The sequence below is a fragment of the Brevefilum fermentans genome, from assembly GCF_900184705.1.
In the GTDB taxonomy this organism is placed as follows: Bacteria; Chloroflexota; Anaerolineae; order Anaerolineales; family Anaerolineaceae; genus Brevifilum; species Brevifilum fermentans.
Genome location: NZ_LT859958.1, coordinates 1643769 through 1657206 on the forward strand (window position 1 = coordinate 1643769; position 13438 = coordinate 1657206).

14 protein-coding genes are annotated in these 13438 nt (G+C 46.0%); 1 reads left to right on the plus strand and 13 read right to left on the minus strand.

Going from position 1 to position 13438, the window contains the following annotated elements:
* Positions 1-41 precede the first annotated feature (41 nt).
* The 6 genes from mrdA to CFX1CAM_RS07240 all read right to left on the minus strand — a co-directional run bounded on the left by mrdA (position 42) and on the right by CFX1CAM_RS07240 (position 7110).
* Entirely contained in the window at positions 42-2129 is a 2088-nt protein-coding gene (gene mrdA / locus CFX1CAM_RS07220) for a penicillin-binding protein 2 (protein ID WP_157891778.1), read from the minus strand.
* A complete protein-coding gene (locus CFX1CAM_RS11380) occupies positions 2126-2629 on the minus strand; it encodes a hypothetical protein (RefSeq protein WP_157891779.1) in 504 nt (167 codons plus the stop codon). The genes mrdA and CFX1CAM_RS11380 overlap by 4 nt, the downstream gene beginning before the upstream one ends.
* Positions 2626-3471, minus strand: a complete 846-nt coding sequence (mreC, locus tag CFX1CAM_RS07225) for a rod shape-determining protein MreC (RefSeq protein WP_087862377.1) — start codon at positions 3469-3471, stop codon at positions 2626-2628. Before mreC ends, CFX1CAM_RS11380 begins: the two co-directional genes overlap by 4 nt.
* 73 nt (positions 3472-3544) lie before the next feature.
* Positions 3545-4621, minus strand: coding sequence for a rod shape-determining protein (gene mreB, locus CFX1CAM_RS07230; protein WP_087862378.1), 1077 nt, complete (start codon positions 4619-4621; stop codon positions 3545-3547).
* 195 nt (positions 4622-4816) lie between these two features.
* Positions 4817-6103 carry a DUF58 domain-containing protein gene (locus tag CFX1CAM_RS07235; protein WP_157891780.1) on the minus strand — a complete coding sequence of 429 codons (1287 nt, stop codon included), beginning with the start codon at positions 6101-6103 and terminating at the stop codon, positions 4817-4819.
* A 35-nt stretch (positions 6104-6138) separates the two neighbouring features.
* Complete coding sequence (locus CFX1CAM_RS07240) at positions 6139-7110, minus strand: AAA family ATPase (RefSeq protein WP_197687109.1); 972 nt, start codon at positions 7108-7110, stop codon at positions 6139-6141.
* A 227-nt stretch (positions 7111-7337) separates the two neighbouring features.
* Between CFX1CAM_RS07240 and CFX1CAM_RS07245 the strand changes: the two genes are divergently transcribed.
* The gene (locus tag CFX1CAM_RS07245) at positions 7338-8039 is read left to right on the plus strand and encodes a zinc ribbon domain-containing protein (protein WP_157891781.1); all 702 of its coding nucleotides are present in this window, start codon (positions 7338-7340) and stop codon (positions 8037-8039) included.
* 6 nt (positions 8040-8045) lie between these two features.
* Here the strand turns inward: CFX1CAM_RS07245 and CFX1CAM_RS11750 are convergent, their stop codons facing one another.
* From CFX1CAM_RS11750 to CFX1CAM_RS07280, 7 genes are read right to left on the minus strand one after another with little or no spacing between them, the layout of a single operon-like run.
* On the minus strand, positions 8046-8306 hold the full coding sequence (locus CFX1CAM_RS11750; RefSeq protein ID WP_087862381.1) for a YggT family protein: 261 nt from the start codon (positions 8304-8306) through the stop codon (positions 8046-8048).
* A 28-nt stretch (positions 8307-8334) separates the two neighbouring features.
* Complete coding sequence (locus CFX1CAM_RS07255) at positions 8335-9072, minus strand: YggS family pyridoxal phosphate-dependent enzyme (protein ID WP_087862382.1); 738 nt, start codon at positions 9070-9072, stop codon at positions 8335-8337.
* A gap of 21 nt (positions 9073-9093) precedes the next feature.
* On the minus strand, positions 9094-9882 hold the full coding sequence (gene pgeF, locus CFX1CAM_RS07260) for a peptidoglycan editing factor PgeF (RefSeq protein ID WP_087862383.1): 789 nt from the start codon (positions 9880-9882) through the stop codon (positions 9094-9096).
* Positions 9882-10892, minus strand: coding sequence for a DUF2085 domain-containing protein (locus CFX1CAM_RS07265; protein WP_087862384.1), 1011 nt, complete (start codon positions 10890-10892; stop codon positions 9882-9884). Before CFX1CAM_RS07265 ends, pgeF begins: the two co-directional genes overlap by 1 nt.
* A complete protein-coding gene (locus CFX1CAM_RS07270; RefSeq protein WP_157891782.1) occupies positions 10889-11509 on the minus strand; it encodes a TlpA family protein disulfide reductase in 621 nt (206 codons plus the stop codon). Before CFX1CAM_RS07270 ends, CFX1CAM_RS07265 begins: the two co-directional genes overlap by 4 nt.
* A gap of 14 nt (positions 11510-11523) precedes the next feature.
* Positions 11524-12243 (minus strand): cytochrome c biogenesis CcdA family protein, encoded by a 720-nt coding sequence (locus CFX1CAM_RS07275; protein ID WP_087862386.1) that lies wholly within the window; start codon positions 12241-12243, stop codon positions 11524-11526.
* A 20-nt stretch (positions 12244-12263) separates the two neighbouring features.
* A complete protein-coding gene (locus tag CFX1CAM_RS07280) occupies positions 12264-13427 on the minus strand; it encodes a L,D-transpeptidase (RefSeq protein WP_157891783.1) in 1164 nt (387 codons plus the stop codon).
* Positions 13428-13438 lie beyond the last annotated feature (11 nt).

Consider the following 13438-nt stretch of genomic DNA (forward strand, 5'->3'; position numbering starts at 1 on the left):
TTCCGCATTATACTTTTTCGCATACATGAGACGCTTTGCCCTTAGGGATTGTTCTCTGCGTCAATTGCTTTCAGTTCGAAATAAGCATCAATCACACGACGAACGATCGGCGCTGAAAGCGTCGCTCCTTCAGAGCCGTTATAAACAAAAGCAACCACAGCAATTTCAGCATCATCCCAGGGTGCATAGCCCACATACCAGGCATGAGATGGCCACGCCCCAAAGATGCATTTTCCCTGTTCGTTGGCGATATCATCGCAATACTCAGCAGTCCCGGTTTTTCCAGCCGATTGGCTTGAATCGTTTCTGAACAACTCAACGTGCCGTTCAATTTCGTAACGATGCGCTGTTCCGTCTGTGACCACCAGACGCATCGCCTGGTTTGCTAATTCGATTACCCAGGGCTCAACGGTTTTCGTTTCACCAGTGGGATTATTGCCTTCATAAACATTGATGACCGGATCAACAGTGATGTCCCAACGATAACTGGGCGTCAATTCTTGCAGAATAGTCCCGTCTTCAGCAACAATTTTGCTAATCAATGTGATATCCATCAACTTGCCACCATTTGCAATCGTCGAAATAGAGTTGAGGACTTGCAGAGGTGTTGCCAGCACAAAACCCTGACCCACAGCTGCTGTATAAGTATCACCTGTTGCCCAGTTTTCACCCAGATTGATCCGTTTCCAGGTGGGATTGGGAATCAATCCATCTTGTTCTCCGGGCAATTCTATGCCTGTTAAGGTTCCATAGCCTAAAGCTTTAGCGTATTCGCTGATTCCCCAAATGCCTAAACCATCGCCCGGGACCTCGTCTTGATAGCCACCTCCAACTTTATACCAATAGACATTACAGGAATATGCTACCCCCCACATAAAATTGACGTAGCCGTGTCCTGCACGATTCCAGCAAACAAATTGCCTGGGAACACCCGGGTCATTTTCATAGAATTTTTGCATAACAGTGATGACCCCTGGGTCAAAAATCTCATATTCCGGGGTCACCACGCCTTCATTCAACACCCCCAGGGCAGACGCCATCTTAAATACGGATCCAGGCGGATGCTCTGCTGAAATAGCATGATTGAAAAGCGGGCGTTGAGGGTCATTGCTCAATTGCTCGTAATAATAACCCGGTATTGCTCGCTCCATCCGGTTGTTCTGATAATTTGGGTACGAAACCAACGCCAGAATTTCCCCGGTTTTGGGATTCATCGCAATGACAACGCCATTATTCGACAGGACTTTTCCGGAGTAATAATTCCAGAATTCTATTTCGTCGATTAACGCCTCCCTGGCAATAGCCTGTAACCGGGTGTCTATGGTCAAATAAACGTCGTTACCAGGGATTGGGTCAATAGGTTCATCAAGATTCCGGATGATCTCGCCAGCAACATTCACTTCAACACGCCGAAGACCGTTCGTCCCTGCCAATATATCATTCATGGATTGCTCAACCCCAGCATAACCAACCTTGTCGCGTTCAGGGAGAAAACCACGATCGACATAATAATCCTGCAAAATAGCAGGAATTGGCCCTAAAAATCCGATGATTTCTGCAGTTAATTCGCCGGTGGGATATTGCCTCACCGCTGTGATCTCAATATCAATCCCCTGCCATTTTTCTCGATTTTCCATGACGACCATGGCAATGTCCTGGGAGACATTGCATTTCAACGCTGTGGCTTGAAACGGCCAATTTGTGGAAGCAATATACACAACTTCTTTAATACCCAACTCACTGACACAGGGTGTAAAAGCCCTGACCGTTTCTTCGTCTGTATCGCCCAGGCTCACTGGCATATTGATTAGTTCAGAAACCTCCCGGAAGATTGCCTGGGTATCACCCTCATCAGGAGGAAGATAGCCTGGGATAACCACCACATTATAGGACGGCACATTTTGCGCCAGAATATAGCCGTTGCGATCGTAAATGGTCCCACGAATTGATGGATCACGAATGATCCGCGTTCGGTTATCGTCTGCCTGTGCCTGGAAAGCTGCACCCTGTAAGATTTGGATGTCAAATAAACGGAGCAGGAAATATCCAAAAATCGCAACGATTAAGATATACAAAATCGAGTAACGCCATTGATTATCAGATTTAGTCCGTTGTGGAAAGTCGTTCACACTTCCACCTCCAGTGGTGTAATTCGTCCTACAAGGTCTTTTACAACGGCAAAGATTGGCAAGGAGAAAATCAAATTCAATAAAATGCTCGGTAAAATCACGCGATCCAAACTTTCTAACCATGAAATTGGAGCCCCGGTGATTTTTAGAATGATCACATATACAGCATGTTGAAATAATGTGCCTAGTAAAACCACAATAAACAATGCCAACAGCGGTGTGCGCCAAACCCGCCGTTGTAGAGCTTGAGAAATTGCAACGACTCCCAGATAGCCCATTAATGGTGCAAAATAGGGCATCGCCGAGATTAAACTGACCAACATCCCGGTAATAACCGTCCATAACCAACTGTTTTTGACCCGCTCCTGCAAAGACCAGGCTGCCAATAAAATCAAGATGATATCTGCAGTCCCTGAAACCAATTTTGTCTGTGAAAAAATTGCGGTCTGCAGAACATAAAAAACAACCAGCAACAAGGCGTACAAAAGGTGATAAATCATTGTTCTGGCTCCGGTATAAGTGGATTGATATCCACAGATTCAAAATCAGAGACAACCAAAACAGCATTAATGCTTTCGAAATCAACGATAGGTTGTACAGATGCCGTTTGAAACAAAGCATTTTCGCGACGTTGGGTCGAAAGCACCTGACCTACGAAAATGTTGGGGGGAAAATTCCCCCCAAGTCCGGAAGTTAGCACAACATCTCCTGGATCCACAAACACATCCAGGGGGATCATATCTAAGGATACATCCCCGGTCAATGACCCGACCAATTGTGCTTCAATCCCGGCAGACTTCAGGCGGATATTCACAACAGAAGTTGAATCTGTGATCAGTTTAACGCGAGCAGCTCCGGCAATCACCGCATCAACGCGCCCAACCAGTCCTTGCTGAGTGACTACTGGCATGCCGTATAACACACCATGATTGGTGCCGCGATCAATGATGATGTATTGCAAGAAGGGGCTTATTTCTCTGCCGATCACAGTGGCAGCAATGTAATTATATTGAGGATTTGTCCGACCAAAATCAAGCAGGGCAAAACACACCTGCGCCTCACCGAGCCGCTCTTCCATGACAATCAACTGGGTTTGGAGTTGTGTGAGTTGAGATTCGAGCAGGGCATTCTGCTCCTGCAATACCGTGATATCTCGAGGTGTGGTTAGAAAGTCTCGAGCTGAGAGGTAACGCACTGAAATCCAACTTTGCAGTGAGATCAAAGGATTGACCGACAAATTAAAAACTGGTGTCAAATACCCACTCAGAGCAAGGAATAAAAGCCCGCCGACTGCAATAAAAATGATGAGTGTTTGTATGTTTTTCGAATTAAGGAATTTCATATGGCGCCGATCCCATAATCATGATTGGATCGAATTGTCGAACAATCAGTAAAGAAAAACCAGGAATCAGGGATTATGTTAATATCATCCGAGTTGTTGGCTCCCGTTCTATACCAACCAGAAAACTTAAATACTCATCTTTATTCTGTAAAACGATACCGCACCCCCGTACAACACATGTTAAGGGATCTTCCGCTACCCAAACTCGAACGCGTAAGTCGGCTGATAATCGGTCTGCCAGATTTTTTAACTGCGAGCAACCACCAGCCAGGCAGATTCCGCTATCAATCAGATCAGCAAGTATTTCAGGTGGTGCCTCATCAAGAGCGTCACGGATTGTCTTAACGATCACCCCAATCGATTGTGAAATCGCCTCGCGAATCTCAACCGATGACACCTCGATGGATTCTGGTAAGCCTGTTACTAAATTCCTGCCACGCACCTCCATGGTGAGTTCCTCACTCAGCGGGAATGCAGATCCAATGGCGATTTTCACCTTTTCTGCCATTCTTTCACCAATGAATAAATTATATTTATTTCGAATATAGTTAATAATGTCCTGGTCAAGTTCATCGCCTGCAACACGTAAGGATCTGGAGACAACCACTCCCCCCATCGCAACGGCTGCCACTTCCGTTGTCCCGCCACCGATATCGACAATCATTGTTCCCTGCACATCCATAACCGGTAAACCAGCGCCAATCGCGGCTGCAGAAGGTTCGTGAATTAACATCACCTCCCTGGCGCCGGCAGCTTTCGCTGCATCAAAAACCGCTCTTTTTTCTACCTCTGTAGCACCTGAAGGGATGCCCACAACAACTCTCGGTTTCGGAAGGGGAACAATGCTCTGTTGATGGGCTTTTCCAATGAAGTATTCCAATAGCGCCTGGGTAATGTCATATTCAGAGATCACACCATCCCTTAAAGGACGCAGAGAAACGACATTTACTGGCGTCCTGCCAACCATCGCTTTGGCTTGTGCTCCAATTGCAATCGGGTCCCGTGTGCGTTTCTCGATTGCCACCCAGGAGGGTTCATTAATCACCACACCTTTACCGCGTATATAAATCAGTGTATTTGCAGTCCCTAAGTCGATACCGATGTCGAGGGAAAACAATCCCCAAAACCAGTTAAAGGGGGAAAATGCCAATTTATTTCTCCTTAAATTCACAAGTTTGTTAATGAAACATCACCAACAAGCCGTGCCAATTATACCATAGGGATATAAGTCAAACCTTTTAACAATATTCGACTTAAGTTTACCCTTCTGCTGAAAACCTGCCAACCTCAACGCCATGCTCATCACAAAAAAGTATCATAGTAGAGTTCCGTAATAGAACATCCCCTACCGATTTTCGACCCCAACTCGAAGAAAACCATGCCTGGTCATGATCGTTTGAGGGGTTTCCAAGATTTCTTTGATATCATCGCCCTCATTGATGACAAAGGTAAACACACCCATGGCGAAAAGTTTCTGCGACAATTCTTTGGACCCCTGCGACCCTCCGAAACCAGAGGGGTCGATAAGCACAATAACGGGAACCAGGCCTCTGTGCATCAAATCCATAGCAATGGTCAAAAGACGTGCATCCGTTTCAGGTGAGATAATTACCACTGTGGTGCCTCGGGCTAAACGGTTAACGTGCGTGCTTACCAAAGCCCAAATCGGGAGTTTGCCTTCAGCTTCGACTACAGCCAGGGTTTCAAGAATTTTACCCAATTGACGTTCGCCGCGCTCGGCAGGCAGGATTGAATAATTTTGACCAGAAGAGACCAAACATACCTCTCGTTTGTGGTTAATGTAATATTTAGCGAGCGAGGCAGCAATTGATATCGAGTATTCTGCTGTGTCCGGTGGCAACCTGTAAGCTTTTTTATAGCGACCCCACCATATTTGATGCAAATCCGAAGATCCGTATTCATCACTTCGAATATGGACATTTTTACGCGCATCAAGAAATATCCACACTTCTGCTAATGGGTCTTTTTCGAATTCTTTAACGATCAACATTTGCTTGCGTTCTGAAGACGGCCAATGGATCCTCCTGAGGGGATCTCCTGGAACATATTCGCGAACGCCTGCTGCATAAGGCGTAACCTCAAGTGTTTTTTCTCTTAATGCGCGACCACCGGGCAAGATGCCAAAGGGAGCCAAGAAAAATTGTATGTCAAATATGTATGGGATGACCAGTAATCGCTGACTTGACTCAACCTGTTTACGACGCAAGAACAACCCAAAGATATCCCCCGATTCAAGCTGTGTCGGGCCAAGCTCGTACCAACCCCTTTTTTGCAGCAAAGTCATCCCAATATGAGTCCTGGTTTTTTTGCCCCCTATGCCAGTGACCACCTTCGAGCCTGTCCCACCCAAAAGTTGAGATTGATCGGTGATTTTTAACCAAATTTTGGGCAGCGAAAAACGATTGACAATTTCATATTCCTCTGTGTGGACCTCACCGACCTGTTTTCGGGTTTCTCTTGAGGTCCGATTGAGCTGAACTCCCGATAAAGAGAAAATTGTCCACAAAGCGCTTACCGCGATGATCACAAGTAGTGTCACGGTAAGGCGCAGGTAAATTGGGTTTGGAGAAAGCCAGGGCAGGCGCGTGAGCAGGAAGCTTACTCCGGTCAAAAAGAGCATCCACCAGAAGGACCGGCCTAGCCTGATCACATTACACCACCATCCAGATCTCCCGCAGGAACGGGCAAGGTCTCCAATATTTCTCTCACGATCCGTGACGCGCTGACATCGGTTAAACGAGCAGATGGGCTTACCATCACACGATGCGACAATACATAAGGGGCAAGCATTTTGATATCATCAGGCAAAACAAAATCCCTGCCATCCAGGGCTGCCAGAGCCTGGCCGGCTTTAAAAAGACCCAGGCTTCCCCGCGGGCTGGCGCCGAGAAATACATCCGGGTGTTTGCGAGTCTCTCGTACCATCTGGACAATATACTGTTTTACGTGCTCTGATACATGAATGTTTTTGATCGTATTTTGGGCATTGATGATCTCATCAACGGACACAACAGGCATGAGTTCCATGATCGGATGGACCAGTTGCTGTTCCTCCAGAATCCTGATTTCGTTTCCCAGGGAGGTGTAGCCGATATCGATGCGTATTAAGAAACGATCCAACTGTGCTTCAGGCAACGGAAAAGTGCCTTCGTATTCGATGGGATTCTGGGTAGCTAAAACCATAAAAGGTACGGGCAGCGTATGGGTGATGCCATCCACGGTCATCTGCCGTTCTTCCATTGCCTCCAGCAGCGCCGATTGCGTTTTGGGCGTGGCCCGATTGATCTCATCAGCAAGCACAATTTGTGCCATTAACGGTCCTGGTCTGAATTCGAACTCACGTGTATTCTGGTTGTAAATCGAAACCCCTGTCACATCACTTGGAAGCATGTCCGGTGTAAATTGAATCCGTTTAAACGAACATCCCAGTGAGGCTGCCAGGCTGCGCGCCAGCATCGTCTTTCCAACGCCCGGCACATCTTCAATAAGGACATGACCCTGGCATAAGAAAGCAACGATCGTCAATGCGATTGATGTGTCCTTTCCGATAATTACTTTACTCAAATTTGTTTTGAGTTTATTTGCCAGATTCTGTACCGGGATTATGTCAACAGCCATAATAAAATCTCCTGTGTCACGCTTTTGTGAAGCAATTTGGTTCCCTGATTCTAGAGCTTTATTCTATCCCATTTCGAAGACAGCTACCTCAATTTCAAGTCAAGCATAAAAATTCAAAAATCTTCAAAGTGCTAGGTTTAAAAAGGTGATAAAATAAAATAGCACTGTGTCAAACAAGGATGAACATTGAAAAACCTTAACCCCGTGAAAACGAAAGGCCAATGCTCATGAGTGAATCGTTAACCCTTTTCCGCCTGCAAAAACTTGATACCGAAATCGATCAATCCAGATCGCGCCTTGAAGAAATAGAACGATTGCTCAGCGATGATCGCCGGCTAATGATCGCCACCAAAAACCATGAAAAAGCACAACAAAATCTGAAGGACGCCCGCATCAAACTGAAGTTGATCGAAGACAAGGTAGAAGCGCTAAGGATAAAACGTAAAAACAGTCAAAATGCACTTTTTAGTGGCAATATTAAGAATCCAAAGGAATTACAAGACCTTCAAATGGAAACAGAAGCGCTCCAACGCTACATTGCCCAATTAGAAGATGAACAATTGGAAACAATGATCAATCACGAAACCGCAGAAGAGGAATACCAGCTTGCTGAAAACGAACTCAAGCAAGTCAAAGCTTTATTAATCCAAGAAAATGCTGTTTTGGTGGGCGAACAATCAAAACTGAATGACACGCTCAGCCGATTGCTCCGAGAAAAAGAGGCGGTTCTTCAAGCCACCTCTCAAAAAAATCAGAGTCTGTACAATCAACTCCGAGAGCGAAAGCGAGGGGTTGCCGTTGTATCAATTGTCGATGGCAGTTGTGGCATCTGCGGCCAGGCGATAACGCCTGCAGACCTGCAAGCAGTACGATCCTCCAGTGTCCTGGTTTTTTGCTCCTCCTGCGGGAGAATACTATACGAAGGTTGACTTTTTTTATCCAAACCTTCTCAATACAGAGACAAGCACCATCCCCAAGATTTGAAGGCCAACCATCAGAATCAGGGGGCTCAAATCCAATCCACCGATTGGTGGGACATGTTTTTTAATCGGGGCTAAAAGAGGCTCAACAATCCTCCCCAGGGTCGTGATTATCGGGTGATTGGGGTCCAAAAAATACCGCAGCAGTACATAAATAAAAACTGCAAGAATTAAAATTCTGATTGATGCGTTGACAACAATGATGATTAAACCCATTTCTCCTCAATCGATTCAATGAGTATTATTAAGGCCTGGCCCCAAAAATCGTCGTTCCAAGTCGAATGATTGTAGCACCTTCTTCAATCGCTACTTCATAATCAAAGCTTGTCCCAATCGAAAGCTCGTCCCAGGAAATTTCAGGTAATTGATCTTTTAAAAATTGCTGTAAACGTCCCAGTCGTTGATAAAAGGGGCGTGTCTTTTCAGGGTCGTCAAAGAAAGGCGGCATGCTCATCAACCCATGAATTTTTATGTGCGGAAAAAGTGAGATTTCCTTGAATTGTGCCACCAGATCGGGCCAAGAGTTTTCATCCCAAGCGTTCCAACCGTGTTTGCTTTCTTCACCGCTCACGTTCACTTCGATCAAAATGGGCATGATTCGGTTGATTTCCGCACAGTAGCGGTCCAGGTACCGGGCAATTTTCAATCGATCAACAGCATGGACCCAATCAAAATAGCTGCAAACAGTACGTGTCTTTCGGCTTTGAATGTGGCCGATCATGTGCCAGGTAAGCTTTTCATCTCCAGCCAATGCACGAATTTTCTCATAAGCTTGTTCCGGGTAGTTTTCTCCAAAGTCGCGTAAACCTGCAGCAATACCAGCTTTAATCGTCTCTAAAGGCAACAGCTTTGTCACTGCGACCAGTTTAATATCCTTAGCCTCACGCCCGCCCTTCTCGGCAGATTTCACCATCCGTGTCTTGATCGTTGCCAGGTTTTCTTCTATTAGGGCAACTTTTTCTGAGAAGCTCAATTCAATCATTGTGTACACTCCCGTTCGCTCTTAATGATCTTTGATGCCCATGATCACTGCAAATCGTCCAGTTTTCCCCTTCTCTCCACGATGGGAATACCAATCTTCAACATTGCATGCGGTACAGACTCTCGAGACTTCAACTTGCTGCACCCCAGCTTGATAGAGGATCTCCTGGTTAGCCTTCCATAGATCCAGGTGAAGCCCTCCGTCCTGCTGCTGAAAATACCGTTTTCCATCAGCACCTAAATGTGCCTGAAATAAGCGCAATACATCGGAGCCAACCTCATAGCAGCTCTGGCAAATCGAAGGTCCAATTCCTGCCAACAATGATTCGGGGCGGGAACCAAAACCGGCGGACATTTTCTCAACCGCTCTTTGGGCTACGCGTCGGTAAGTACCCTGCCATCCCGCGTGGACGATGCCGACGGCTCGTGCCTGAGGGTCAACCAGCAGGATTGGCACGCAGTCAGCAAAGCGCATAAATAGAGTGATATTGGTGTTCGCGGTCAGGATGCCATCCGCCCTTTGGTAGGGAGCATCCAGGTTTCTTGGTGAGTCTGCACAAACAACCTGGTCACCATGCACCTGCCAAACATCAAATCGGGAAGAAAGATCACGACCGAAGGCAGTAAATATCTTTTTAAGGTTACTCGAAACTGCTTGCGGATCGTCTCCCACCGTTCCGCCAGTGTTTAAACTATCAAAGGGCGGCTGACTGATGCCACCTCTTCGTGTCAAAATTGCGTGGAATACCGGAAGGCTTTTAAAACTTTCAAACTGGTAATAACGCAGACCGTCTTTCTCATAAAAACCCATTAAGAATGACGCTCCATCTGTTCTTCAATCTGCATGACCACCGCCTGTTTTAATTGCATCTCATTTCGGTTTTCCTTGATCGATTCTTCCAGGTATGGATAACCAAACCAGGCTGAAGCCAAACCAAACAAAGCACCCGTCACCACGCGGAACAGCGGCGTGCTTTCTCGAAGCGGAATCCACTCAAAGATTGCCCATCCTGTCTGGCTGAGCAACTGCGAGAACCCGTCCAGACCAATCGGTCCCAGGCCAAACAGGACCCATACATACCATGGTATTGGTTTTATCTTCTTACCGGTCAGTGAGAACACGAAACCAAACACAAGGATCACACTGTAAATTGCCATATCGCGCTGACATAATGCGGTTTTATACCCCATAAACTCATTGCCTAAAAAGCGACGAGAAGCATTAATTTCGTTCTCATTTATTCCAGAAGCTTGCTCGAAAGTGATGAAGCCCTCCATATCCGCCAGGTTGCTGGGATAGAAGAGCTGCTCGCCAAATAGGAAAAATGAGCGATAACCCAACTGGTGACATAAGGGACTGTACACAGTGTAAATACTTTTAGCTGAAGTTTCCAAACCCAATTTCATTAGCCCTGGCGCAAGTAAAGCAAGGAAGACATACAAAAACACAAAGAAATTCAGAATCAACATGAAATTTTTGGAAAACCAGTAGGAAAAGCGATCCGATTTTTCCATCTGCAAAGGTTGTGAAATCCGTTTTACTAATACCAGGTTACCCTTTGACCGTGCTTCATCCAGCCTTGCTTCAGCTTTTTCGAAGGCAAGAGTAATTTCATCGATTCCAAAGGTCTTGACCAAACGATAAACGCCAATGTCTAAAACAGGTGCTTTGCTCCCGAATTCAGATTCCAGGATGGGTTCGCGATCGATATCGATGATGGTTAAGGCATGGGGATGCTCATTTTGAATCTGTTTCAGCAGGTGGACAATCTCTTCAAGTCGTCGATCCTTTTTTGAAATAAACAATGTTACCTGTATCATTCGTTCAACCCCAATAATAATAAATACCGCTCAATCAAATCAGCATTTAATTCACCAATGTGGGTTTTTACCAATTCGCCTGACTCATTAAAAAACAACGTTGTTGGAAAACCAAAAACCTTGTTTTGATGGACAACCGCACTGGTTGGATCCAATAGGAAGGTTAATTCAAACCCATGTTGATCAACAAAATTGCGCACTACCGATTCATCTTCACCTGCGTTGATAGCCAGAACGACCAATCGATCATCATAGCGCTCTGCATAACTTTGAAATAAGGGCATTTCTGCAAGACAGGGCGGACACCAGGTTGCCCAAAAATTTACCAGCATGGGTGTGCCCTGGTAATCTTCCAATGCAACCGGTTTTCCATCCAGCGTAAATAAATCAGAGCTTTGTTCCTCGGGGCTGAGTTCTTCTGTGATGGTTTCAGGATTCGGGTTGGTACCCTCGGGCACCGTGATTTCCGATACCGTTTCATTTGAAGGCGGGTTAACCTGCTGCCGTTTCAACAGAATAGACTGGCGTAGCTCAAGCACCACCAATATGCCTAGCCCGATAATCAGGAAAATTAATCCAACGTCAATCAGCCAGTGTTTGTTTTTCAGATTCTTCACAATCCCTATCCAGATCAGATCCCAAAATCAATTAGACGATCAAACGTTGCTAATTGCTGATAGATGCCTAAGAATAGCATCACGCCAACCAGAATTAAAAGAATGCCCATCACAATTTGAATGCGATGCATCACTTTACCGTATTTTCTTAATACATCCGTCACCCATCCTACCCCCAGAGCCGCTATTAAGAAAGGCAAAGCCATTCCAAGAGAATATATACTGAGTAGACTGACACCCTGCCCGATATTGGCTCGTTCGATTGCCAGGGTCAGGATTAATCCCAATGTCGGTCCCACGCAGGGTGACCATCCAGCAGAAAAAACCACACCCATCAAAAATGACGCAAAAAAGCCACTTCCCTGGCTCAGTTTAGATTGAGGTCTGAAATCATAATTCAAAAAAGGAATATTGATCAGCCCTGTCATTTGCATGCCGAACAGGATGATAATCACACCTCCAGCCTTAGCCAGTATATCGCGGATTTGATAGAAAAACAGACTGAATACAGAAAAAGCCAATCCCAGCGAAATAAACACAAAACTGAACCCCAGCACAAAAGCCAGACCATGTAAAAAAGTCCTGAGTTTGTTAACGCCTGCTTCCTGAGCAGAGATCGACCGCCCACTTAAATAACCCACGTAAGCTGGCACAAGCGAGAAAACGCAGGGGGAAAAGAAGGAAGCCAGACCTGCCAAAAAAGCCAGCCCAATCGAAACTTTGATGGTATCCATATCGTCAGCCTTAGATCGCCTTAAGATACGACCTCAACGGTGACTGGCGTCGATTTTCCAAATCCAGTCCAGATGAGATCCCCTTCCTGATAAGGGACTTCGGGCTCAACCCAGCGCCAGATCCACTTGGCGTCTTCAAGCCGGCAATTGATGCACCCGTTCGATTTCATGATACCGAAGGCATTGTGCCAGTATGTTGAATGGATGTAAACGCCATTGGGTTCAATGCCAAAATTCCATCCCACGCCAGGTAAATCAAAACCCGGCATAAAACGACCGTCCTGGCTGTAATGCATGGCGATGTTTTTACGCCAGGGTGTATGCTTACCGAGGGGTGTAATCCATTCTCCGGTTTCAAAATTCCGCCCCCCGGTTGTCACAGTGGTAAAAAATACCTCCTGGTTACCTTCGAAACAGGTCAGGGTTTGATTTCCCACGCCACGCATTTGGATTAAGATATGTTTATCGCCGACCCCCGGATTTATGGGGGCAATATCTTCAGGCATGATCGGCTTACACACATGGGCATCTACCCAATAGGTATCGGGGTAGGCACCCACTTTTTGCATCAATAAATATTGCGGTCGACCGGTTGTAGGGTTCCGGCGAATATCAGATGCCCAATAAACCTGGGAATACCGTACTCTGGGGTAGATCACATGTGGATCTTTTACCCAGAACTGGTAAGTTTCCTTGGGTTTCGTCAGGTCAATGTCAATATAAGGGGTGGTAATCTCTACCCACATTCCGCGCGAACCATCAGGCATTTCCGGAAGTTCTGCCAGCGGTTCCTGGGGGATATGTCGTACTCTTTGCATGTCATCAGCATAAATATAACCTTCTGGCGTTTCAACCCACCTCTGATTAATCCGCAGTCGATCCAAGTGCTTGGCGATGACCTCTTGTTTCCAGACAAAAACATCATCAAACCAGGCAGAACCAACTGTTGGGGCATCAATGTAAGGCTCGCTTCTGATCGGAATACGCGTGCCTGGTTCACCGACACATATGCGACCTAATTGCTGGTTTACGGGGAAATCTGGCAGTGTGGATTCAGGTTGTAGTAATTGGCTGCCCTCACTCAAAATTTTTCCCAGCCCACTGCCTCTGATTGCCAGCCCACCCAATGCCAGAGCTGAAAGCTTTAGAAATTCACGTCGAGAAATTTGATCTTTTCGCATCATAATATGATAAA

What these genes read in the sequence shown, in the direction of transcription:
- pgeF (WP_087862383.1), bottom strand. Translation starts at nt 9,882, where the DNA reads ATGGGTTTTTATGAGAAAGACGGTCTGCGTTATTACCAGTTTGAAAGT.
- mreC (WP_087862377.1), bottom strand. Translation starts at nt 3,471, where the DNA reads ATGAAATTCCTTAATTCGAAAAACATACAAACACTCATCATTTTTATT.
- CFX1CAM_RS07280 (WP_157891783.1), bottom strand. Translation starts at nt 13,427, where the DNA reads ATGATGCGAAAAGATCAAATTTCTCGACGTGAATTTCTAAAGCTTTCA.
- CFX1CAM_RS11750 (WP_087862381.1), bottom strand. Translation starts at nt 8,306, where the DNA reads ATGGGTTTAATCATCATTGTTGTCAACGCATCAATCAGAATTTTAATT.
- CFX1CAM_RS07255 (WP_087862382.1), bottom strand. Translation starts at nt 9,072, where the DNA reads ATGATTGAATTGAGCTTCTCAGAAAAAGTTGCCCTAATAGAAGAAAAC.
- CFX1CAM_RS07275 (WP_087862386.1), bottom strand. Translation starts at nt 12,243, where the DNA reads ATGGATACCATCAAAGTTTCGATTGGGCTGGCTTTTTTGGCAGGTCTG.
- CFX1CAM_RS11380 (WP_157891779.1), bottom strand. Translation starts at nt 2,629, where the DNA reads ATGATTTATCACCTTTTGTACGCCTTGTTGCTGGTTGTTTTTTATGTT.
- CFX1CAM_RS07240 (WP_197687109.1), bottom strand. Translation starts at nt 7,110, where the DNA reads ATGGCTGTTGACATAATCCCGGTACAGAATCTGGCAAATAAACTCAAA.
- CFX1CAM_RS07245 (WP_157891781.1), top strand. Translation starts at nt 7,338, where the DNA reads ATGAGTGAATCGTTAACCCTTTTCCGCCTGCAAAAACTTGATACCGAA.
- CFX1CAM_RS07265 (WP_087862384.1), bottom strand. Translation starts at nt 10,892, where the DNA reads ATGATACAGGTAACATTGTTTATTTCAAAAAAGGATCGACGACTTGAA.